Here is a 25023-nt window from a genome sequence, read left to right as displayed (position 1 = left end):
AGTAGATCAACGCCGTAGGGGCAATTCATGAATTGCCCCTACGGCAGATGTGGTTTTTCAAAACATTCATATTTGTTCTTTCCTAAAACTATAGGCGCTCTGGGGCAATTCATGTAGACACATACTCCTGCAAAGAAGCAAGCTACGCGTTAGCGCAGCCTCTCGTAGAGAAACGGCTACACTTACGAGAACGCTTTCAGCAAACCCGCAGGGTATTTCGGCTTTTGTTTGCGTAAGTCCTGAATGAGTACTTATTTAAGACAAGAGGATACTCAGAACTCAGCACTACTGAAAATAATATTGTTAAAAAATATTGAATTTGCTACACTTTACCAGTTTTAGTAATTCAATAATTCATAATTGTGGCCATAAGCTACCAACTTGGTATAAGTTGCAATATAACTTAGAAGAATTTATAGTAAACAGACTTTAGCAATTAGAGTATAAATTATCATGCTATGCAAGTTACAGCGAAGTATAAACTAGCACAAGTAAACTGAAGTAATTAGAACTAAAGATAACTCAGATGTATAATTAGCGCGTCTCCTTCATCATCCTTAAAAAGATCGCGATTTAGGACTGGTAGGCTTTCTATTTTTACTTTAATAAGGGGCATATGTGGCAACAAGAAAAAAAAGATACTTCGATAGTCAGGCTGGTATTATGGGTTGCCTTAGCTACGACCCCAATGGCAGCAACTCTGATGGTATCAGAACCCGTGCTGGCACAATCTACACCTGAAACTCCCTCTTTTGCACTGCCGCAAACAGTGCAGAATGGATCAATAGTGCGGATTGACGGTTCAAATAGCTTGGGTGCAATCAACCAAAGCCTGAAAGAAAGTTTTGAAAAACAGTTTGCCGGCACAAAAGTTGAAGTTGCTGCTAACGGCACTGATACGGCACTGAAAGATTTGCTAGATGGCAAACTTGACATAGTAGCAATGGGGCGTGGATTGACGCCAGCAGAAAAAGCCCAAGGACTAGAGCAAGTTCGCTTGCGCCGTGAAAAGATTGCGATCGTCGTTGGTGCAGATAATCCTTTCAAAGGAAGCTTGACTAGTAGGCAATTTGCCCGGATTTTCCGGGGACAAATTACAAATTGGTCACAACTGGGAGGGCCTTCAGGGAAGATTAGGTTAATCGATCACCCTAATACGAGTGAAACTCGCAATACTTTTCGTACCTATCCAGCCTTTAAGACTGCTGAGTTTGCGACAGGAGCCAATGCTACCCAACTAACTGAGGATGATACCGCAGAAGTCATCAAAGAACTAGGCAAAGATGGCATTAGCTATGTGTTAGCTAATCAGGTATCGAAGTTGAAAGATGTGCGAGTTCTGCAATTACATCAAGCCTTGCCAGATGATGCTAGATATCCCTTCTCGCAACCTTTAGTTTACGTTTACAAAAAAAATCCCAGCTTAAACACAGCAGATTTTCTCGGCTTTACCCTAGCACCCCCAGGACAACAGGCTATAGAACAAGCTAGGACTGTTGAAGCAGAGGCGATCGCAACCAGGGTATTACAACCTGCTGTAGCTGCTTCCCCCAGTGCCGAGACAACACCAGCGGCTACGCCTTCCCCTAGTGCCAGTGCTTCTGTATTTGGCGAACAGCCCTTTGTGGCGGCTGCTCCCGCACAAAACAGTCCAATTGTCAACAAAGAAACACCAATTTGGTTGCTACTACCTGTCTTTTTTCTGGGTGTAGCTGGAGCCTTACTATGGTGGACTCTGGGAAAACGCTCATTACCCACAGAGAAAACAGACAACTTACCAGAATCAAATCCTCATCCACCCAACACAGAGGATGGAGAAACAACTGTGCTGGCATCGAGCACAGTTTCCTCCCTGAATGGAGCGATGCTTGAGGAGCAGCCAGTACCGCAATTCCAAGAGCAAGAAACCCCCGATCGCACTCCTTTCAACATCTATGCTCAAACACAATCTGACCTGACCCAAAATGCTACTCAGGGGACATCAAATTTAGTCCAAGAGGCAACTAATGGCACCTCTAACCTCTATGAAGGCACAACTTCAGGTGTCACTAATGGATCGCAAAATAACAACTTGGGAGCCGCAGCTTTAACTGGTGGTGCGGCTCTAGCAACGGGCATCGGGGCGGCTACCTGGTCTGCCTTTACCAACAAAGAAACAGAAATAGTCCCGCTTGATGAGACAATTGAGCTAGACAATTATACTGAGGCCAGCAATCCTGAGTCTGATGAAGTTGCATGGGACATAGAAGCCCCAGCTGCGGTAGTTAATACTCCATATCCTCATCTGGGTAATATTCCAGAAGAAGTATCTGATGTAGAACTGCCTTCATCTGAGGTAACAGCCCCACTTCCAGAATTACCAGATGTGCCAGAAGTAACATCTAATTTTGCATATTGGGACACAGAAGTTAGTGAAGATCAGATAGATGAGGAACTTCAGGCAGAATTAAACTGGCTAGATAGTATTACCTCAACTGAAGACTCAGTAGATGAATTTCCCTTACCGGAGTCTGGGGAAGTGGCAGCCGATGTCGCAGATGATGTGGAACCGTCAGCAGTAGACACATCCTCACTGCTAAATTTGCCAGAATTTCCATTTCCAGGAGATGTATTGAATGTGGTGGCGGACGCAGCCGAACCCACTATCGATTTCCCAGAAGAAACGTCTCCAGCAGAACCGACTGTTGGGGAAGGTGTGGCTGAAGCTGACTCCACAGACTTTGCCACCGCTGCGGCTTTAGCAGCAGGTGCAGGGATGGGAGCCTGGGCTACCACTTTGGGATCAGATGCCCAAGGAGAAACTGATACTACGGTTGACAATGAGCCAATTGCAGCCGAAACAGGTATTGGTTTGGTAGATGCAGATGAAGAGAGCAATATTGTGCTCACACCACATACTTATACATTGGCTTATGTCTCTTGGGAGATTTCCGAAGCTAAGAAAGCAGCGCTACGGCAACAAGGCGGCTATCAATTGGTAGTGCGGCTTTACGATGTGACTGGCATTGACCTGAGTTATCAAAGTCCTCAACTTGTAAAGCAGTATGAATGTGAAGAGACAGCAGACGACGGTCTGGTGGATATTCCCGTCACCGATCGCAACTACATAGCTGAAATTGGCTATGCCGCTGATGGCGATCGCTGGTTATTCATTGCCCGTTCAGCCATTGTTCGTGTCTTCAGTCCGATCTATCCAGATCCCATCGTTGAAGATGTAGCAATTGCAGATGAAACAGATATTGACTTGGTAGATGTCCAAGAAGAGATCGGTGAAGAAAACAGCAGTGAAGAAGAGAGCAGTATTGTACTCACACCCCGCACTTCTCAATGGGCTGAAGTCTCTTGGGAGATTTCCGAAACCAAGAAAGTAGCGCTGCAACAACAGGGCGGCTCTCAATTGGTAGTGCGGCTGTATGATGTCACTGGGATAGACCTGAGTTATCAAAGTCCTGAGTTTGTCCAGCAGTATGAATGTGAAGAGACAGCACACGATCGCTTTGTGGAAATTCCCATCAGCGATCGCGATTACATAGCTGAAATTGGCTATGTCGCTGATGGCGATTGCTGGTTATTCATCGCCCAGTCAGCGATCGTTCGTGTTTTCAGTCCTGTCCATCCAGATCCCACAACAGATCCCACCGTTGAAGATGTAGCGTTAACAAGCGAAACAGCTATTGACTTGGTAGATGTAGAAGAACAGATCAGCGAAGAAGAGAGCAGTGAAGAAGAGAGCAATATTGCCCTCACACCCCGCACTCCCAAATGGGCTTATGTCTCTTGGTACATTTCCCAGGCTCAGAAGGAAGTGCTGCATCAACAGGGTGGTTCCCAATTGGTAGTGCGGCTTTACGATGTGACTGGAATTGACTTGAGTTATCAAAGTCCCCAGCTTGTACAGCAGTATGAATGTGAAGAGGTAGCACGCGATCGCTTTGTGGCAATTCCCGTCAGCGATCGCGACTACATGGTTGAAATTGGCTATATCGCTGATGGCGATCGCTGGTTACTCATAGCCCGTTCACCTAACGTTCGTGTCTTCAGTCATCCCCACGGAGATTTTTGGTTTGTGGCCGATGCTGAGTTGATTATTCACGGAGCAACCCAACCAAATACAAGCGTAAACATTGGTGGTCATTCCATCAAAATCAAACCCGATGGTACTTTCCACTTACGTCTCCCCTTCTCAGATGGTTTAATGGACTATCTCATAACGGTAGCTGCTGATGGAGAATCCACAAGAACTATCCATAAGAGGTTCTCCCAGGAAACTTCTGAAAGCTAACATTACCCTGAGTTATCGAACAGAATTCAGGAGTCAGGAGTCAGAATTCAGCAATGTTTTCTGTACGACTGGCGGATAGCGCAGCGTTAGCGACGCAGGAGCGTCTGAATAATCGGCGTTTTTGCACCCCCACCAAATTGAAAATTTGGTGGTCTTCAATTCCTGCGCCGGTCTGAATCCCCAACAGATAGCGCCGGCGGCAAGCGAGTCTTGCCTACGGCACGCCAAGGGCGAACGAGCGTCTTGATTCTGACCGGAATTTCGGAGTCTCCGGCTTTGCTCCTGAATTCTGACTTCTGAATTCTTCTTCAATTTTGAGAGTTTTAACTCCTAACTCCTAACTTTATTTATATGCCAGAACAACAGCAGTGGACTATATCTGCAAGTGAACAACCACCAGAGTGGTTTATCCAAGCGGTGAAACAGTATACACCTGCATCAAGTGGACTGTATGCAGCGCAATTGTTGTGGCAAAGAGGAATTAAAGATAATCAACAATTAACAGCTTTTATCAACCATAAAGCTTATCAACCAAAGAGTCCCTTTGAGTTTGGGCAAGAAATGCAGCTGGCGATCGCACGCTTGCAACTAGCACGCAATACTAAAGAAATAATTGCCATCTGGGGAGACTTCGATGCCGATGGCATTACCGCCACATCTGTACTTTGGGACGGATTGGGGCAGTTTTTCGCTCAAAATACTCAGTTAATTTACTACATTCCCAATCGCCTGAAAGAATCCCACGGACTTAATGAACAAGGGATTGATAACTTAGCAAAACAAGGTTGTAAATTAATAGTTACTTGTGACACAGGTAGTACAAACCTTGAGGAAATTATCTATGCCAAACAGTTAGGTATAGATGTAATAGTTACAGACCATCACACACTACCTACTGAACGCCCACCCGTCGCAGCAATTATCAATCCCCGCTATTTACCAAAGGAACATCAGTTATTTAATCTTTCTGGGGTGGCGGTAGCTTATAAGTTGGTGGAAGCACTGTATCAAACCCTGCCTAATGTTGCAAAATATCCGTTAGAGGATTTATTAGATTTAGTTGCAGTTGGATTAATTGCCGACTTAGTGCAGTTAAGTGGAGATTGCCGCTACTTGGCACAGACGGGAATTCAACGACTGCAAGAAGATTTTAAACAGCCACCAGCAGCGCGGCGGCGTCCAGGGGTAGGGCGATTATTAGAATTGTGCCAGAAAAATGGCGATCGCCCCACAGATATTTCCTTTGGTTTGGGGCCAAGAATTAACGCCGTTAGCCGCATTCAAGGTGATGCTAGTTTCTGCGTTGAATTATTAACTAGCCGCGATGCCAAACGTTGTAACGAACTAGCCGAAGTTACAGAACTCGCCAACACCCGCCGCAAATCTTTACAAAAAGATGTGCAAGCACAAGTGGCGCAAAAACTCACCCAATTAGACTTATCAACTACCAGCGTCATAGTCTTAGAAGATGCCCAATGGCCTGCGGGTGTATTGGGTTTAGTCGCCGGACAGGTAGCACAAGAAACAGGTCGCCCAACGATTTTGTTAAGCACGGAAGGAGCAGGGGAGCAGGGGAGCAGGGGAGCAGAGGAGCAGGGGAGCAATTCTTCTCCTCTGCCCCTCCGCCCCTCTGCCCCTCTGCTTGCAAGGGGTTCCGCTCGTTCGGTGAATTCTGTCGATTTATACCAACTGGTGAAAGACCAAGCACATTTGTTACACCGCTTTGGGGGACATCCCTTTGCAGCGGGTTTGAGTTTGTTGGTGGAAAATATTCCTTTATTTACAGCGGCGATTAATCAGCAGTTGCGGCAAACTTTAGGTAGCACAACCCTAACACCAACCGTGCAAGCAGACTTGACGGTGACAGTCGCAGACTTGGGGAAAGAGTTATTTTTGGAACTGAAACTGCTAGAACCTTGTGGAATGGGTAATCCCGTTCCGAAATTGCTAATTCAAAACTGTTGGTTTGAAAATTCTTGGCATCGCAATCAGCAGGATTGGCAAGGAAAAAAGGTACAGTACATTAAAACTGAGTTTGACATTCGGGATGATTCCAGCAGAAGTGCTTTTCCTGGTATATGGTGGGGACACTACAAAGATGAATTGCCCATAGGAAGGTGTGATTGCATAGCAGAATTAGACTACAACACCTTCAAAAAACGTTATGAAATCAGATTAATTGCTGTGCGTTCTTCTGTTAACTCAGCACTCAACGCCCCGCTATTGCTAACACCCTTCATCCTAGACTTACGGAATCAGGAACACTCAGCACTCACCACTCAGCACTCACCACTGATTATTGAAGATTGTCCCACTAATTGGGATGATTTACGTATGTGGTTGCGGCGATGTTTAATGACAAGCCGCTCTGGATCTGGGGATGACAATCAGCAACAATTAGCGATCGCTTGGTCTAAACCCAAGCACCAACCACCCAATCAAATTTGGCTAACTCTTGTAGGAATTGCCAAATATCTCAGTCGCACAAATCAACTAGTTACCCGCGTACAACTTTTAGAGAAAATCGGCATCAGCGACCAAACCTTACTTGTCGGAATCAAAGCTTTAAAATATTTAGGGTTTACAGTTACACGACAAGACCGTTCTTTGCAAATCACCTGGCATCCAAGCGATAGTGCCGAAAACCTTACCGACGCAGCCGTTGCACGATTTTTAGCTGCTGTCCGAGAAGAACAATTTCAGCAACAGTATTTTGCTGAAGTGCCTTTATCTACTATTATTGCGATCGCCAGCTACGATAATTAAGTAGGTCAAATTAGTTATTTTGAATTCTGAATTCTTCAACTACTCAAATTAGCAGCACCAAAAGTAGCATTGAACTTGCGACACCAGATAGCGGCAGATTTGTAATCTGCTAAATTGATATTATCAGGAATAGAATATGTTTGAGCGCCACTATATTTTTTTAATGGAGCAATAATGATATAATCTCCATTTTTTAAAGAATAAGCTGGTGGCTTAGTTGAACCAATTACATTATCTGAACGATGTAAAATTACTACTAAATCCGGGCCTGATTCAGAGGTTTTAAATGACTGCTCAAGCTCTAGAAATGATTTACCGTCTTTGGTTGTAATATTGACTTTTCCCTGCGTTGGATGTTCTCCAGAAACAAAAGTGCCTGACTTGGTAGCAGTTGACCTTTGAGATTGTGCTGAAGAGGCTAAAGACTTCGCCGGAGTTGAAGATGTAGGAACAGATGTATTCACAGCGATCGCACTTTTCTTAGATTGATTACTTGATACTTCTGGAGTACAGCTAACCATGACAATAGAAGAAAAACTTAGGATTAATAAAATTCTGAATTTCATGATTCAAATACCTCAATAATTAATCAACAATATAGCTTTTGAGTTGAACTTTGAACCAATTATTGCTTGAATAATTAGTCTAAAAATTATGCATATCTAAGGATTAATATCTAGAAAGCTGAGATTTTGTTTAAAAAAATCTTATGGATTTCTCAGCAAAATCTAAACTTTCAAGTCTTGAATCCTTTGAATCGTTCCTGGGCTGCATTTCTAGTTATTAAATTGTTGTATAATTTTACATTTAGTTAAGTAAAATTATACAATTTTGTTGTATGTAAATAGCATATATATCTAAAATCTTTCTTTGCACCTCGCAGCCTCCTTCAAAACCCATGCAATAGGCATCCATGAGCAAAACCAGTGATGACGAAATGTTGTTGCACAACCAAAATTGGCAGCGTGAGCGGCAAATCATAGCACGTTTATCTTCTTTGAACTATCGAACTGGCGAACTCAGTAGCTATTTGCACAATATTGCCTGCGGAGTCAGCGAACTCATTGGAGTTGATTGGACAGTTGTTACTTTTTGCCAAGAGGGCTTTGAAACTGTTTTAGCCAGTAGTCTCGAAATGGGTGAAGGCGAACATGTTTATTCACTACATGGTTTACTAACTGGCACTGTGATCAAAATTGGTCACTCATTAGCAGTGGAAGATGCTCAAAAATACCCAGAATATGGACAGGCTCCAGAAGGTTATTGTGCATATTTAGGCATACCATTGCGGACTGCTGAAAATGAAGTGATTGGTACTATCTGTTCTTTTAATCATCAATCACGTGATTTTACAAAAGAAGACATCCAAATAGTGGAATTGTTTGCTGAACGAGCTGCAACAGCAATTGACAACTATCATCTCTATCAACAACAGTGCCAATTTAATCATATTCTAGAGGCTGAGGTAGAAAAACGCACCGCAGAATTACAAGCAGCCCAAGCCAAACTTTTAGAACAAGAACGACTAGCAGCAATTGGTGAATTTGCTGCCATTATTGTGCATGAAATTCGTAATCCTTTGACTACAATGCTCATGGGATTGAAGTATTTCCGAAAAACCATTCTGACTGAATCTGCTCAAGAACGATTAACTTTGGCACTGAGCGAAGCTAGTCGTTTAGAACGTCTATTAAGCGAAATTTTGCTCTACGCCAAGCCCCAAGTGTTACAACTTTGTGAATTAGATGTGAATGAATTCATTCATGACTTGCTTGTATGCATTCGTGAAATGCCAGAAGCTCTGGAACGACAAATTGAATTTATTCCGGCGTCACCTACAGTAAAAATTTTGGGAGATAAGGACAAACTTAAACAAGTATTTATCAATATTGTCCGTAATGCTTGCGAAGCGATCGCACCAGGAGATATCGTTAAATGGAAAGTGGATTTGCATATAGATAAAGTTTACATTAATATCCACAATGGCGGTGAGCCAATTCCATCAGAAGTTATCACTAAACTTTCTCAACCATTCTTCTCTACAAAACCTTGTGGCACTGGGCTAGGACTTGCTATTACCAAACGCATCGTCAATGCTCATGGTGGGAAACTGTTAATCTCTTCTGACCTCTTAATAGGAACTACGGTGAGTGTCCAATTATCGGTAGTTTTGTGAAGGAGACAGCAGAAAAAAGGTAGTAATTTATACTAATTAAAAAAGAATGCGACAAATAGACCATTTGTAGAGACGCGATGAATCGCGTCTTTACCCAAGGATGTGTTGCAATCATTAATTGAATTGGTATTAGATGAGGCTTCTTTGCGAGACACTCCACGACCATCAGTGAGAGGTTAAGGTAATTGTACTAGTAATTTTATGCAACAATATTAGAAATATTTCTTATTTATCTCCAAGTAAATTTGACTTAGGTTTAGTCCTTTTGTATAAATTTTTGTTATAAATTTTACTTTAATTTCAGTGGTATTAACTATGACCATCTCCATCTCCAACCAAGCCTTCGATGAGTTACTCCATCAGGGAAAGGTTGATAGTTCCCAACATCCAGACCCCGATGATGGGTTGGATCTGATCTACAATTACCCAAAGCTACTGGGAAAGGGCTACTGGCGGGAAATCCAACTGCGTCCAGGATTGGATCTATGCATTGGTGACTTGCGATTGTGCGATCGCACAATTTTTGAATGCCCAGAAACCGAACATTCGCTACATTACCACTTCCATTTTACCGGGGGACACGAAGATCAATATACATCCATCTGTGGCGGACAGTATATTTTCCACGGCAGTGGTTTAACTCCTAAAATAAAATCCGAAACTTATCACGAACAGCCATTCCTTGAGGTGGAATTTACAGTGCAGCCTGAGTTACTGTGTTCTTTTACTGGCGATAGTGAAGGGGAATTACCAAAAGAGTTACAGCACTTAATTCGACCCTATGATCAGCTGAAGTACCATCGCTGTGGAGCCGCAACCCTACCCATGCAGAGAGTAGCACAGCAAATTTTGCATTGTCCCTATCGGGGAATTGCCAAACGGATGTACTTAGAAGGTAAGGTGCTGGAACTGATGGGAATGCTGCTAGGGCAAGAGATTGAAATTTGTGACGGCAAAAGCAATATTGAGCCTCTGCAACCAGATGTAGTAGATAGAATTCACAACGCTAGGGAAATTCTAATGCAACGGCTGGACAATCCACTATCTTTGAACGAATTAGCGCGACGAGTTGGTTTAAATGAATGCACCCTTAAACGCGGCTTTCGTTCGTGTTTTGGAACAACAGTATTTGGCTATCTGCGTCACTACAAACTTGAACAAGCAAGACAACTGCTAGATACAGGAGAGATGAAAATTACCGAAATTGCTCATGCAATGGGTTACAACAGTCGCAGTCCGTTTGCGGCTGCATTCCGCAAACAGTTTGGCATGAACCCCAAGGAATACCAAAAACTGCGAAAAAATTCCGTTTAGCTATCGAAAAAATTCCGTCTACCTATCGGATGAGTCTTCTGCCACATCGAGTTTCACGGTATTTTATTGAAACTGATTCTTATTAATGGTGTGAGCATTGATGTCAAATTATTGCTGGCTGAAAGTGTGGATGCTTGGCTCCATCTTGGGATTGATTGCCTTGCCAGCTGGGGCAGAAGCAAGTTTTACTAATTCTGATCCAAATACGTCTCCTGTGGCAACTACGGCTAAAAGTAATCAGAAAATTCCTCGTTTAAATGAAATTGAGCGCCCAGCGACTACGGTTAATCAGTGGCTTGCCCAAGGGATAATTCAGGTAACGGGTGTAAAGCTAAGGCCAACAGACAAGGAACTAGAAGTAATTTTAGAGAATACAGGTTCAGATAAGTTGCAGCCTGTAATTAAGAGTGAAGGGAATAATTTTATTGCAGATATTCCCAATGCTCAGTTAAATTTGGCATCTGGTAGTGAGTTCCGTCAAGAAAATCCTGCTACTGGAATTACGGTAGTGACTGTAACTAATATCGATGCAAATACTATCCGAATTACAGTGACAGGTGAAGCGAGTTCGCCAACGGTTGAGCTATTTGATAGTAATGAGGGTTTAATTTTCGGCGTAGTTGTGACTGAGACACCAACAGCACTACAGCCACCGACAACAGAGCAGCCGACAAGTGAGACACAACCGGAAACACCAACAGTAGAACAGGATGAGCCAATTGAGTTGGTGGTGACAGGAGAGCAAGATGGGTATCGCGTAACAAATACTACGACTGGGACAAGAACAGATACACCTTTGCGTGATATTCCCCAATCGATTCAGATAGTACCACAACAAGTGTTACGTGACCAACAAATTAACCGCTTAGATGATGCCCTCAGAAATGTTGCAGGTGTCATCCCAGAATTTAACGCTGGTCCAGCAGTTTACTATAAAATTCGCGGATTTGGCGTATCGGACAATAGCTTGCTTAGGGATGGATTACCCGATCCTGGCGTTGGAGATTCGGTTGAACTTGCCAATGTTGAACAAATCGAAGTCGTGAAAGGACCCGCATCCGTGCTATTTGGCTTGGGTAGTCCGGGGGGAAGCATCAACATTGTCACGAAGCGTCCTTTACGTGACCCTTTTTATGCTGTTGATGCCACCGTTGGCAGCTATAGTTTCTACAGAGGTGCGGTTGATCTTTCTGGGCCGTTAAATGACTCAAAAACCGTATTGTATCGTCTCAATACAGCCTACAGAAATTCAGGTAGTTTTATCGATTCTTATAGTAGTGAAAGCTTGAGCTTATCGCCTGTGATCAGTGTGGCAATTGGCGAGAGAACTAACCTGACTTTAAGTGCAGACTACATCGAGACTAGAGACTCTGGCAAAGGATTTGGTGTGCCGACTATTGGCACGATATTTCCCAACCCTAATGGTAAAATCCCCCGTAATCGCAACTTGACTGAACCGACTGATAACGTAGATGGAACAACAGTAAGAGCTGGGTATCAACTAGAACATAAATTTAACGACAATTGGTCTTTAACCAATGCGTTTCGGTATGGTTTTCGTAGTTTATATTCCACAGAAACCAGACCTGACATTTTGGATGCAGACAACCGCACAATAAGTCGTTCATTCTCAATCTATGAGAATGAATTCACAAGCTTTACGCTCACAACAAATGTTGTGGGCAAATTTTCCACAGGTTCAATTCAACATCAGCTTCTATTTGGGGTTGATTTGAATCGGTCTATAGGTGCAGTACCAAGAACTGCATCTGGTGATGCTGCCCCCATTGATATATTCAACCCTATTTATGGTCAACCCAGCAGTGGTCTGTTTACATTTGAAGCCAGGAACGAAGCAACAACAGACTCATTCGGAATTTATCTTCAAGATCAGATCACCCTCATAGAAAACTTGAAGTTGCTGTTGGGTGCGCGGTTTGATGGGTTTAGGCAAAATTCTCAAGACTTTATTGCTAATACAGAAAGTAGCCAGTCAAATAGCGCCTTAAGTCCTCGGTTTGGTATTGTCTATCAACCCATCCCCCCTGTTTCGCTCTATGCCAGCTATATCAGTTCATTTACTCCCGCAAGAGGCACATTTCTGTTTGGCGCTAATTTGGATACTCTTTTTGAACCAGAAAGGGGACGGCAGTTTGAGGTTGGGGTGAAGGCAGATTTAAATGACCGACTTTCCGCAACCTTGGCTTTGTATGATTTGACACGTACCAATGTTTTGGTAACTGACCCCAATAATCAAGATTTTCAAATCCAAACGGGTGAGCAGAACAGCAGAGGGGTTGAACTGAGTTTGTCGGGCGAAATTTTGCCGGGATGGAATATTTCTGCCGGCTATGCCTATACGGATGCCCGTATTACTAAGGATACTACGTTTGACGTTGGCAGCCGATTAGAAAGTGTCCCAGATCATTCTTTCAATCTATGGACAACCTACGAAATTCAAAAAGGTGATTTACAAGGGTTAGGATTTGGTTTAGGGTTATTTTTTGTAGGCGATCGCCCTGGAAATCTACAAAATACTTACGATATCCCAAGTTATCTGAGGACTGATGCTGCTATTTTCTATAAAAGAGACAGACTTAAAGTCGGACTCAACTTCAATAATTTATTTGACGTAGATTATTTTGAAATTGGATATTTTGGCGGTCGTGTTGGCTATGGACAACCTTTTACAGTGCAAGGTACAGTTTCCTGGCAGTTTTAATAATGAGATAATCATGCGACATTTTTTCTGGTGGTTAATATTAGGAATCTTCGGATTTACTCTGCTGACAGCTTGCAATCATCATGCACATGACAATACATCATCATTACCTAAACAACCAACCGCAGAATGTCGCATGGTTAAACACACAATGGGGGAAACCTGTGTTCCCGTTAACCCCCAGCGTGTTATTACCTTATCATCATGTACTTTAGGCAATGTCCTTGCACTTGGGGTTAAACCCATCGGGACAACTAACGAAGTTTACATAGAGGGAAACTCTCTGACATCCATTAATGGTGAAACGGAGGGAATAAAATTACTTGGACTTTCACAACCAAATTTAGAAGCAACGTTACGACTCAAACCAGATTTAATTATTGGTGTAGATTGGTTCAAGCCAATTTATCCTTTACTATCTAAAATTGCTCCTACAGTATTAGGTGAGATTGATTACATAAGCTGGCAAAAACATCTGAGTTTTGTAGCTGAATCCTTGGGGAAGCAAGATGCTGAAAAAGCACTTTGGGATCGCTACTATCAGCGAATAGAAAAGCTAAAACTAGCATTAGGAACTCGCTATCAAGGCAAAAAAATATCCTTTGTAACTGTTGGGCGTGAGCAGATATACATTGATTCCAAAAACTCATTTACTGGCTCCATTATCAGTGATGCGCTTTTGCAGCGTCCAGCCTCACAAAATATCGATTCAACCTATGGAGCTTTTCCTATTTCCTTAGAGGAATTAAAAAAAGCTGATGGCGATATTTTATTTGTGACAACTTTTTCAAAAAATGGCAATAAATTTCTGGCAAAAAAACAACAGGAACCACTTTGGAAAAAACTTAAAGCTGTTCAAGAGCATCACGTTTATTATGTTGATTATATGGCATGGGCTGCAACAAATATGCTGGGAACTGATGCAGTTATTGATGACTTATTTAAATACCTCGTCAACGCTCATTAACTCAAATCCCCAAACACATCATATTCATCTGTAAATCCAGCTACTATTTTTATGATGAAGAAAGTAAGTAATGCAATAATCATATTTATACTTGCTAGCCTAACAACTTTTCTTTTTTCCGCTTGCAATCAAAACTTAACTCAGAATGTAAGTAATTTAGATGAATTATCTCAGACTACTGACTGTCGGATGATTCCACATTTAATAGGAGAAAGTTGCGTTCCTCAAAATCCTCAACGGATTATCACCTTGCATCCAGCTACCTTGGGCAACTTACTTAGTCTTGGCGTTAAACCCATTGGAAGTACAACTGAATATCAGGAAAGTGATTTTCCTAAGCATCTTGAAGACAAGATAGATGGGATCGAATCGGTGGGAGATGTCACTCAACCCAATTTAGAGGAAATATTGAAACTCAAACCTGATTTAATTATAAATTTGAGTGACGATCAAAGTATTTATCCTCTATTATCAAAAATTGCCCCAACTGTACAAACTGGTTGGGAAGGCCCCCGTCAGTGGAAGGAACATTTTAGCTTTGTTGCTAAAGTGTTAGGCAGAGAAGATGCTTATCAGCAGGCATGGAATCACTATTATCAGCGAGTTCAAGAACTGAAAGTTGCTTTGGGCGATCGCTATCAAAATAAAAAATTTTCTTATGTCTATCTGCAAACTAGTAATAGCTCTATATTTATTAGTGAACTTAAAAATGTATTTGCTGGCTCAATACTAAATGATGTGGGATTGCAACGCACAAAAGGACAAGATGTTTTTACTCCAAAGGGATACCTTTTTATTCCTGAAGAAGAACTATCGCAGATAGACGGTGATATTATATTTATAGGAATTTATGAAGATGATGATGAAAAATCATTGAAAGAACTCAAACAAAAACCACTATGGAAGACGCTTAAAGCCGTTCAAAAAAATCATGTTTACTTAGTAAAATTATCAACCTGGAGAGAGTCAAATCTGCTTGCGGCTGATGCCGTAATTGATGATTTATTTAAATACCTAGTTAACACACCTTAACCCATGACTAAACACACGCTATTCGTCTGCAAAGCCTGCCACCGTTCATCTGAAAAACGACCAGAAAATCCGCCTTTTGATGGCAATATTTTACTTGACAAACTAAATAGTTTATGTAGTGAACAATTCCATCCTGACGAACTAGAAATTCAGCCTGTTGGATGTCTTTGGGCTTGCAGTCAAGGCTGTGTTGTATCTGTATCTAGCCACGAGAAACCCACCTATCTATTTGTTAATCTTTCCCCAGAAGAAAGTTCAGCAGCGTTAATAAAATTTATGCAACTGTATATCAAGAGTCGTAAAGGCGGTGTAGTTTGGGAAAAATTTCCCGAACTTTTGCAGTCTAAGATTTTCGCGCAAATTCCGCCTGTAAAATCATAGCTTTGGTAAAATATGTTCGATTTGACTCTAAATTATCGGGTCATTAGGAATCACACTTACCCGCTACTTTCAGAGGATTGCGATCGCCACTAATCTAATTCATTTCCCTACTAACCAAGATTTTTCATTCCCGATTGCACGTTCCACAAACCAGCATAAATCCCATTCTTCTCCAACAATTTTTCGTGTGTTCCCGACTCAACGAATTCTCCATATTCCATCACATAAATACAATCAGCATTGCGGATAGTGGAAAGACGATGAGCTATGGCTATTGTCGTTCGATTAGCAGTAATGCGTTCCAAAGAACGCTGAATAGCAGCTTCAGTTTCATTATCCACTGCTGAGGTGGCTTCATCTAAAATCAAAATTGGTGGATTCTTTAAAACGGCCCTAGCGATCGCAATTCTTTGGCGTTGTCCACCAGATAATTTTTGACCCCGTTCACCGACTATTGTCTCATAACCTTGGGGTAGGCGGATAATAAAATCATCAGCTTCGGCAATTTTCGCAGCTGCAATTATTTGTTCATCGGTAGCATCAAAAGTACCATAGGCGATATTTTCAGCAATCGTACCATGAAATAAGAATACGTCTTGGCTAACCAAACCAATACTGCGACGCAAATCACGTAAGTTTAATTTTTGGATATCAATACCATCAATAGTAATTGTTCCAGAAGAAATATCATAAAATCGCAGTAGTAATTTAACTAAGGTACTTTTCCCGGAACCTGTAGACCCAACAATAGCAATAGTTTTGCTATAGGGAATATGTAAAGATAGCTTTTTAATTACTGGTTCTCTATTTAGATAAGCAAAAGTTACTTGCTTAAAGTCAATTTCACCACGTACCTGAGCAACATTTAAAGATATATTTCCTCTAATAATATTTATAGGAGCATCTAATAAATCCATAATCCGATTGGCAGAAGCCATTGACCTTTGATATTTGTCGAATATTTCTCCTAATGTGACTAATGGCCACAATAATCTCTGTACTAAAACGAGTAAAACACTATAATTACCAATAGATATTTGACCATTATATGCCGCCATTCCTCCCCAAAATAATAAGGCTGTAAACCCTACTAAAACTAGCATTCTAATTAAGGGCACAAATGCGGCAGAAAGTTTAATTGCTTTGGTGTTACTTTTTCTATATGCTTCGCTATCTCCCGCCAATCTAGCGCTTTCATAATCTTCAGCGGTGAAACTTTTAATTGTGTTAATTCCACTAAGATTATTTGCCAATCGTGAATTCAAAAAACTTACCTTTTCCCGCACCTCAGCATAACGGGCTTCTAGACGCTTTTGATAAGTAAAGGAACCCCAAACAATAAATGGCATGGGCAACATTACTGCTAGGGTAATGGAAGGAGGTAAAACAAAGAAGGCACCAACAGTTAAAATAATGAGTGAAGTGCTAATCTGGATGATGTCATTAGCTCCAAAATTTAAAAAATCTTCTAGCTGATTGATATCATCATTCAAAATTGACATCAAACGACCAGTGCTGCTTTCTTCAAAGTAAGCTGAATCTAATTCTTGGACATGATTGTAAGTATCTAAGCGTAAACTATGCTGGATATTTTGAGCTAGACTACGCCAAATTCTATCATAGGCGTACTGAGAAAGTGATTCAAATATCCAAATAATGACAGTGACAAAAGAAAGCAATAAAAATTGCGAAAATACATCTTTTATTCCCCACTTTGCAATTAGAGAATCTTGCTGCTTTACGAGAATATCTACCGCAGTACCAATCAACCACGGTGGTGCTAAGTCTAAAAGCGTATTGATGATCGAAAATGTTGTTGCTTGCCAAATTTGTTGACGATATTGGCTGCCATAGTTGAGCAAACGTTGTAAAGGATGGGCTGAATTACTACGATTTTTAGATACTCTAGGAGATTGTGATGTGATTGTCACGACTATTTGTTGTTTGTAGTTAGGTGAATGTGAGTTAAAATAATCTGCACTAGAAAGTATATTTTTAAGCAATGTCTTGAGTCGAAATCGAATCAGTCATTGCAGAAAATTTATTATTTGCTTTTCCCTTGCGTCCTATCGGTACACACATCGGCGTCTCTACTACTGGGTCAGGAATAATCCGGCACTCCAACCCAAAAACCTCCTGAACCATTTCTTGAGTCATCACTAGCTTTGGTTCTCCAGCAGCAAAAATTCGACCATCTTTGACTGCAACTAAATAATCAGCATAACGACACGCCTGATTTAAATCATGTAGCACCATCACAATTGTCCGTCCCTGATTTTGGTTCAACTCATACAATAAATCCAAAATCTCGATCTGATGCGCCAAATCTAAAAAAGTGGTCGGTTCATCCAAAAGTAAAATATCTGTATCTTGCGCCAACGCCATTGCAATCCAAGCTCTTTGTCGTTGTCCACCAGACAAAGTATCTAATGCTCTATCTGCTAATTTCAACAAATCTGTAATTTCTAGTGCTTGCTGCACGATTTTTTCATCTTTTGCTGACCACTGCTGCAACCAATTTTGATAAGGATAACGTCCTTGTGCTACCAAATCTCGCACTGTTAAACCTTCCGGTGCTACTGGCCCTTGGGGCAAAATACCTAACTGCTGTGCTACTTCTTTGGTGGAAAGATTAAAAATAGATGTTCCATCAAGATAGACCGTACCGCCACGGGGTTTAAGTAATCTTGCCAGACCTCGTAATAATGTTGATTTACCACAACCATTAGCGCCAACTAAACCACTAATTTTTCCGGTGGGGATTGCTAAATTTAGGTCACGGATAATCAGCGCACCATCGTAAGCTAAAGACAGACTTTTGGTTGAGAGTCCTTTCATAAGTGAAACCATTTTAGATTTATCATTTGTCATTTGTCATTTGTCATTTGTCATTTGTCACTTGTTTTTATTTGCGTCCCCCATCTCCTCATCTCTTGGTTGGTGAGCAAAGTCAAACCACATCTCCTCCAATCCCCAGTTTCTTATTTTTTGCGGTTACGAATTAATAAATAAAGAAAATAAGGAGCGCCAATAGCAGCAGTTACGACCCCACAAGGAAGTTCGATAGGTGCAAACAGGGTTCTTCCTAGCAAGTCTGCCATTACAACAATCACTCCTCCCAAGAGTGCGGAAGTAGGAATCAAGCCTTCATGGGTTCCACCTACCAACTGTCGTCCTAAATGAGGTGCGATTAAACCAATAAAACCAATATTTCCGGCGGTGGCGACTCCTGCACCTGCTAAGGCTACACCCACCAGCACGAGTAAACCACGTTGCCATTCCACTTGACTACCTAAACTTTTGGCGACATCATCTCCTAAATTTAAAGCGTTCAAATGTCTTGCTAGTGTCAAAGCCATTGGGACAAAAACAATTAACCAAGGTAACAGAGAAAAGACTTGCTCCCAAGTCCGGCCGTAGACGCTCCCAGCTAACCAAACCAAAGCATTACTAACGTCATTAATTTCGCCAAAGGTAATCATTAGGCTGGTTATGGCACTGGCGATCGCAGATAAACCAACACCCATTAAAATTAATAGAATCGGAGAACTACCGTTATTCCAAGCCAGCGAGTAAATTAAAATCGCCATCAGCAATGCACCAGCAAAAGCCGACAAAGGCAAGGTGTAAATTGGTGCTGAGGGAAATAGTACAATTACTGTAACTGCCGCCAGACTAGCCCCAGCATTGATGCCGATAATACCTGGGTCAGCCAATGGATTGCGTGTCAGTCCTTGGAAAATAGTGCCAGAAATTGCCAACGCCATTCCCACCATAAAAGCTACAAGGGTGCGGGGTAGACGCAGACTCTGAATCACGAACTGATGGTCTGGGTTTCCTGTATCTAAACCTAATATAGTTTTCACGATATCTAAAGGCGAGATTGGATATTCACCACGCCCTATATTGATTACCATCGCCACTGCGATCGCTACTGCCAAACATAGCAATATGATTGGTACACGTCGGTCAATTCGGAAAGATATCGCTTGGGAACGAATGACTAGCCAATCAAAACTCATTTTTTCACCTTCGACTTAGCCAAGTAGACAAAAAAAGGAGCGCCAACTATTGCTGTCATTACACCTACAGGTAACTCCTGTGGTTTGAGCAATACACGCGCGGCAATATCTGCGACCAAGAGTAAAATAGCACCTAAAACTGCACAATAAGGTAATATCCAACGATAATCGGCTTTAATATAAAATCTCACTATATGGGGAACAACTAAACCAATGAAGCCGATTGGCCCTGCAAGAGCGACGGAACTTCCTGCTAGTAAAACTACGCTGATAGCGGTAAATATTTTGATCCAAGCTGTCTGTTGACCCAAGCCTTTGGCGACATCTTCACCTAAACTCATAGTGGTAATTTGTCTGCCGAGGGCAAAAGCCACTACTAATCCGATGCCAACGAAAGGCAGTAGTTGTAAGAATAAATTAAAATCTCGACCAGATAATGAACCAGCTAACCAAAATCTCACTTCTTCGAGTGTTTGTTGACTGACAATGAGGATACCGGTGGTAAAGGAAGAAATCAGAGCAGTTAACGCCGCTCCTGCTACTGTCAGATTCAGTGGGGTGGCTCCTCCTCGTCCCAGAGAGCCAAGGATGTAAACTAACACCGCTATTACTCCCGCACCCAGAAATGCCGCAAGAGCATAAACATTTAGGGATGAGCTACCAAAAATAAAAGTTGCGACAACGACAAAAAGAGCGGCTCCCGATTCAATACCCAAAATACCTGGATCTGCTAAGGGGTTTCGCGTTAAACCCTGCATCAATGCTCCCGATACAGCCAGAGATGAACCTACAAGGATAGCAATTAGCGATCGCGGTAATCTCACAGTCTGAATAACTAAGTGATCATAAGAACCATCAAAGGCTAGAAAAGATGTCAAAATCTTACCTAGAGGTATTTCTGCTGCACCTAGCGTCACACTGTACACCAAGCAAATTAGTAGCATACATAGTCCCAAAACTAGACCAAAGAAGGCTGTAATGGGTGGCTTTTTCAATTCTTTAGGTGAGAGTGTAGTTGCTTTTATCATTTGATCCTGCCGTCATTTGAAACTATTACGCTCTGCTGGTTAGTTCTTTTCAATAGGCACTCTCAATATTTAACAGCTTTTTAATCATTAAAATTGATAATCTTTCTTGATAAATATATAGATTACATGATCATGCAGCCTTTTTCCATTTTTTAAACGGAATAAGGGATGTCATTACAGTTTTGATATATTTTCTCAATAAAGTGGTATTGTGAGATCGGCTTAAATCTGCTTTGTCAAAGTCACTTGTGTGTTGAGAGGGGATTGGGGAATGGGGACTGGGGACTGGGGAAGAAGCAAGGGAGCAGGGAGAAAGGGAGAAAAGTTTTCCCCTCAGCAAGAGCAGCACCCCGCCCCTCAGCCTTTTTTCAATGCCCATTCCCCAACCCCCAATCCCTAATCCCCAGGCGTTACATCTGTAAATGGTGGTGTTAATGAGGATTGATACTTTACTCAGAGTTTACAAAAGAAAATCAATACGCGTTTTACCCTTAATACTCAGCTTGATACTGGTTTTGTTTGTCGGAAGCCGCGCTGTGGCTGTACCAACAAAATCCACAGAGATATTATGGGATACATACGGTGTGCCGCATATTTACGGCAAAGATGACCAGAGTGCATTTTATGCCTTTGGTTGGGCACAAATGCAAAGTCATGGAGATTTACTTTTGCGTCTCTATGGTCAAGCACGAGGACGCGCGGCGGAATATTGGGGAGAGGAATACCTCGAATCAGATCGTTGGGTACAAACTACGGGAGTACCAGAACGCGCTCGTTCTTGGTACAAGGCACAGAGTCCAACTTTTCGTAGTTATCTCGATGCTTTTGCTACTGGGATCAATGCTTATGCAAAACAAAATCCTAACTTAATTGATGATCAAGTTGAGTTGGTGTTACCAGTCAAGGCAGAAGATGTCATGGCTCACTTACATCGGGTACTCAATTTCACTTTTGTGGTCAATCCTGAGCAAGTATTAGGTCTGAGCAAAGAAAAGTTGCAAGCAGGATCTAATGGTTGGGCGATCGCACCAAGTCATTCTGCCGATGGGAATGCTATGTTGCTAGCGAACCCACACCTACCTTGGTCAGATTTATTTTTGTGGTATGAAGCCCAAATCACCGCTCCCGGAATAGATGCTTATGGAGCAACACTTGTAGGTATTCCCGTATTAGCGATCGCATTCAACAACAACTTAGGTTGGACTCACACTGTTAATACTTATGATGGTTGGGATATTTATGAACTCACACTGGCAGGTAATGGATACCGGTTTGATGACAAAGTTCGTAACTTTCAGACAAAAACCCTCTCCTTGAAGGTGAAGCAGAAAGATGGCTCCTTACAAGAGCAACCATTAGTAGTAAAAAGTTCTGTCCACGGGCCTATAGTAGCCGAGAAAAATGGTAAAGCCGTAGCGCTAAGAGTTGCAGGTCTTGATCGGCCAGGTGTACTACAGCAGTGGTGGGATATGGCACGAGCAAAAAACCTTAACCAGTTTGAAAAAACGCTCCAGCGCTTGCAATTGCCAATGTTTACGGTGATGTATGCGGATCGAGAAGGGCATATTATGCACCTATTCAACGGTCAAGTTCCAGTGCGGTCTAGTGGTGATTTTGAATACTGGGAAGGCATAATCCCAGGAAATACATCTAAAACCTTGTGGACAAAAATTCATCCTTACAAAGATTTACCACGCATAGTTGACCCGAAGAGTGGCTGGTTGCAAAATACAAACGATCCACCTTGGACAACTACATTTCCAACCGCCATTAAAGCAGAGAATTACCCGCCTTACATGGCACCTCGTTTCATGGGTTTCCGCTCCCAACGTTCTGTAAGGATGTTGGCTGAGGATGACAAAATCTCTTTTGATGAAATGGTTGCATACAAGCACTCTACCCGTATGGAACTAGCTGATCGGATTTTGGATGATTTAATTCCGGCTGCACGCAAGTATGGTCAGGACTTAGGGCAAAAAGCAGCGAATGTCTTAGAAGCCTGGGATCGGCAAGCTGATGCAGATAGTCGAGGAGCAGTATTATTTGCCTTTTGGGTACACCAGATGGACTTAGATAAGACATTTAGTAAACCCTGGAATGAAAATTCTCCACGCACCACACCCGATGGTTTAGCTAATCCTGAAAGTGCAGTTGCAACTCTGCAAGCAGCCGCAGCAGAGGTAGAAAAGACTTATGGGGCAATTGATGTACCGTGGGGCCAGGTTTTTCGGCTACGGTTGGGTGATGTGGATTTGCCTGGTAATGGTGGGGATGATAGCCTGGGAATTTTTCGGGTACTGAATTCTGCTCCTGGAGCAAACGGTCAGTTCCAAGCATTTGGAGGTGATTCCTATGTGGCTGCAATTGAATTTTCCAACCCTATACGGGCAATGGCACTCACCAGCTATGGTAATGCAACTCAACCCGGATCGCGGCACATTAGCGACCAGTTACAGATGTTCGCCAACAAAAAGTTACGGACTGTGTGGCGCGATCGCTCAGATATTCTTGCTCATCTAGAAGAACGTAAAATATTCTGAGGTGAATGGCACTAAGATAAACCAAAAGTCCTGTGTTGCCTCGTTCCCAGCCTGGAGGCTGGGAACGAAGCAGGGCAAGGGCTGGTGCTAATTACGATTAAACAACCACAAAATTGTTTTTGGTTAGTGACAATCCAGCAGATAATTGTGCAAATTTTACCTGAGCAAATCCACCCGCACTACCATCTTGGTCAAAGTACAGTGAACCTGTAATATTGTCATAGATAAATCGTTGATTGCTTGTCGTTGCAGACGTTCCAAGGGTAAACTGACTAGCCGAAAGTGAAGGTATTGATAACCCACCACCAAAACCAGTAGCCGATACCTGAATCAGTTCATTAGTAGCGTTGAAGTCATAAAGACGATCAACACCTTGCTTGTAACTATTGAAGGCAAATGTATCAATACCATCTCCTCCATAGAGGGTGTCATTGCCAAAACCACCTGTGAGGTAGTCATTTCCAGAACCACCATTAAGAGTGTTATTGCCTAATGCACCGTAAGCGGAGAGAGTATCATTGCCATCACCCCCAAACAGGAGGTTCTTGCCTGTTGAGTAATCAACAATTAACTTATCGCCACCAGCACCACCATTAAGGGTGTTATTGCCTGATGCTCTGCGATAAACTCCTTCGCCGTCGTTGCCGTCCTTATCGTATTGGTAACCAGAGGCGGATAGATAATCATTGCCACTGTCTCCAGAGAGTAGATTATTGCCTGATGAATAGTCAACATTCAAGTTATCGTCACCAGCACCACCGTTAAGGGTGTTATTGCCAGTGGTGTTATAAAAAGATCCTCCGAAGCCGTAGCCATAGCTAGAGCCGGAGAGAGTATCATTGCCATCGCCACCAGAGAGCAGATTAGCACCTCGTGAATAGTTAACATTCAAGTAATCTTTACCAGCACCACCGTTGAGGGTGTTATTACCACTGGTGTTATCAAACCTGTAGCCCTCGAACTCAGAGGCAAAGAGAGAATCATTGCCATCCCCACCAGAAAGCAGGTTATTCCCTGTTGAAATATTAGCACTCAAGTAATCGTCACCAGCACCACCGTTGAGGGTGTTATTACCACTGGCAAGATTGACGGAAAGATTATCTTTGTCATCGCCACCATCCAGTAAGTTATTGCCTGTTGAAAAGAAAGCATTTAAGGTATCGTTACCAGCGCCACCCTTGAGGGTGTTATTACCAGACACTTCAGGATCATAGTAGCCACCAGAGACGGAGAGATAATCATTGCCATTGCCACCATCCAGTAGGTTATTGCCTGCTGAACCGTCAGCACTCAAGCTATCATTACCAGCGCCACCTTTAAGACTGTTATTACCAGACACCACATCGCCATAGTAGTCACCTAATGCCGAGAGAGTATCATTGCCATCACCACCAGAGAGCAGGTTATTGCCTGGTGAAGAGTCAACATTTAAATTATCGTTACCACTACCACCGTCGAGAGAGTCATTCCCTCTACCACCAAAAAGGGTATCATTCCCCGTACCACCAATAAGAGAATCATTACCATCGCCCCCAGAAAGCAGGTTATTGCCTGTTGAACCGCTAGCATTTAAGGTATCGTTACCAGCACCACCGTTGAGGGTGTTCTTGCCAGATGAGCGAGAGTCGTATGTAGAGGAGAGGTTGCGGGGTTCATACGGGTCTTCGTAGGGAGTGTATTTGTAGTAGCCAGAGATGGAGAGAGAATCATTACCATCACCCCCAGAAAGCAGGTTATTGCCTGTTGAACCGCTAGCATTTAAGGTATCGTTACCAGCACCACCGTTGAGGGTG

General features: G+C 42.4%; 15 protein-coding genes. 9 read left to right on the top strand and 6 right to left on the bottom strand.

Annotation, left to right across the window (positions count from 1 at the left end; all coding sequences use genetic code 11):
• Positions 1 to 616: 616 nt before the first annotated feature.
• Entirely contained in the window at positions 617 to 4282 is a 3666-nt protein-coding gene (locus ABF638_RS27075) for a DUF4912 domain-containing protein (RefSeq protein ID WP_435025984.1), read from the top strand.
• A gap of 351 nt (positions 4283 to 4633) precedes the next feature.
• Positions 4634 to 7048, top strand: coding sequence for a single-stranded-DNA-specific exonuclease RecJ (locus tag ABF638_RS27070; protein WP_435025983.1), 2415 nt, complete (start codon positions 4634 to 4636; stop codon positions 7046 to 7048).
• Between the two features lie 35 nt (positions 7049 to 7083).
• Here ABF638_RS27070 and ABF638_RS27065 read toward each other — a convergent pair whose 3' ends face one another.
• Positions 7084 to 7614, bottom strand: coding sequence for a DM13 domain-containing protein (locus ABF638_RS27065; protein ID WP_435025982.1), 531 nt, complete (start codon positions 7612 to 7614; stop codon positions 7084 to 7086).
• Positions 7615 to 7961: 347 nt separating this feature from the next.
• Here ABF638_RS27065 and ABF638_RS27060 point away from each other — a divergent pair, with 347 nt between their 5' ends.
• The 6 genes from ABF638_RS27060 to ABF638_RS27035 all read left to right on the top strand — a co-directional run bounded on the left by ABF638_RS27060 (position 7962) and on the right by ABF638_RS27035 (position 15640).
• Positions 7962 to 9224, top strand: a complete 1263-nt coding sequence (locus ABF638_RS27060) for an ATP-binding protein (protein WP_435025981.1) — start codon at positions 7962 to 7964, stop codon at positions 9222 to 9224.
• Positions 9225 to 9539: 315 nt separating this feature from the next.
• Positions 9540 to 10538: a helix-turn-helix transcriptional regulator gene (locus ABF638_RS27055; protein ID WP_435025980.1), complete on the top strand. Its 999-nt coding sequence runs from the start codon at positions 9540 to 9542 to the stop codon at positions 10536 to 10538.
• Between the two features lie 100 nt (positions 10539 to 10638).
• Entirely contained in the window at positions 10639 to 13260 is a 2622-nt protein-coding gene (locus ABF638_RS27050) for a TonB-dependent siderophore receptor (RefSeq protein WP_435025979.1), read from the top strand.
• Positions 13261 to 13273: 13 nt separating this feature from the next.
• Positions 13274 to 14227: an ABC transporter substrate-binding protein gene (locus tag ABF638_RS27045; protein ID WP_435025977.1), complete on the top strand. Its 954-nt coding sequence runs from the start codon at positions 13274 to 13276 to the stop codon at positions 14225 to 14227.
• 51 nt (positions 14228 to 14278) lie between these two features.
• Positions 14279 to 15259, top strand: a complete 981-nt coding sequence (locus ABF638_RS27040) for an ABC transporter substrate-binding protein (RefSeq protein ID WP_435025976.1) — start codon at positions 14279 to 14281, stop codon at positions 15257 to 15259.
• A 3-nt stretch (positions 15260 to 15262) separates the two neighbouring features.
• Positions 15263 to 15640, top strand: a complete 378-nt coding sequence (locus ABF638_RS27035; protein ID WP_435025975.1) for a DUF1636 family protein — start codon at positions 15263 to 15265, stop codon at positions 15638 to 15640.
• A gap of 110 nt (positions 15641 to 15750) precedes the next feature.
• Here ABF638_RS27035 and ABF638_RS27030 read toward each other — a convergent pair whose 3' ends face one another.
• The 4 genes from ABF638_RS27030 to ABF638_RS27015 form a co-directional block, all read right to left on the bottom strand.
• The gene (locus tag ABF638_RS27030; protein WP_435025974.1) at positions 15751 to 17571 is read right to left on the bottom strand and encodes an ABC transporter ATP-binding protein; all 1821 of its coding nucleotides are present in this window, start codon (positions 17569 to 17571) and stop codon (positions 15751 to 15753) included.
• Between the two features lie 64 nt (positions 17572 to 17635).
• Positions 17636 to 18478: an ABC transporter ATP-binding protein gene (locus tag ABF638_RS27025; protein ID WP_435025985.1), complete on the bottom strand. Its 843-nt coding sequence runs from the start codon at positions 18476 to 18478 to the stop codon at positions 17636 to 17638.
• Positions 18479 to 18621: 143 nt separating this feature from the next.
• Positions 18622 to 19662 carry a FecCD family ABC transporter permease gene (locus tag ABF638_RS27020; RefSeq protein ID WP_435025973.1) on the bottom strand — a complete coding sequence of 347 codons (1041 nt, stop codon included), beginning with the start codon at positions 19660 to 19662 and terminating at the stop codon, positions 18622 to 18624.
• On the bottom strand, positions 19659 to 20690 hold the full coding sequence (locus ABF638_RS27015) for a FecCD family ABC transporter permease (protein ID WP_435025972.1): 1032 nt from the start codon (positions 20688 to 20690) through the stop codon (positions 19659 to 19661). The genes ABF638_RS27020 and ABF638_RS27015 overlap by 4 nt, the downstream gene beginning before the upstream one ends.
• A 434-nt stretch (positions 20691 to 21124) precedes the next feature.
• Between ABF638_RS27015 and ABF638_RS27010 the strand changes: the two genes are divergently transcribed.
• Positions 21125 to 23230 carry an acylase gene (locus tag ABF638_RS27010; RefSeq protein ID WP_435025971.1) on the top strand — a complete coding sequence of 702 codons (2106 nt, stop codon included), beginning with the start codon at positions 21125 to 21127 and terminating at the stop codon, positions 23228 to 23230.
• A gap of 97 nt (positions 23231 to 23327) precedes the next feature.
• Here ABF638_RS27010 and ABF638_RS27005 read toward each other — a convergent pair.
• On the bottom strand, positions 23328 to 25023 hold a 1696-nt coding region (locus tag ABF638_RS27005; RefSeq protein WP_435025970.1), incomplete at its 5' end, for a calcium-binding protein.

Origin of the sequence: Nostoc sp. CALU 1950, from assembly GCF_051172895.1 — a bacterium.
In the GTDB taxonomy this organism is placed as follows: Bacteria; Cyanobacteriota; Cyanobacteriia; order Cyanobacteriales; family Nostocaceae; genus Nostoc; species Nostoc edaphicum_A.
Note: the sequence above shows the minus strand (reverse complement) of the source record. Positions and strands in the feature narration are given on the sequence as shown.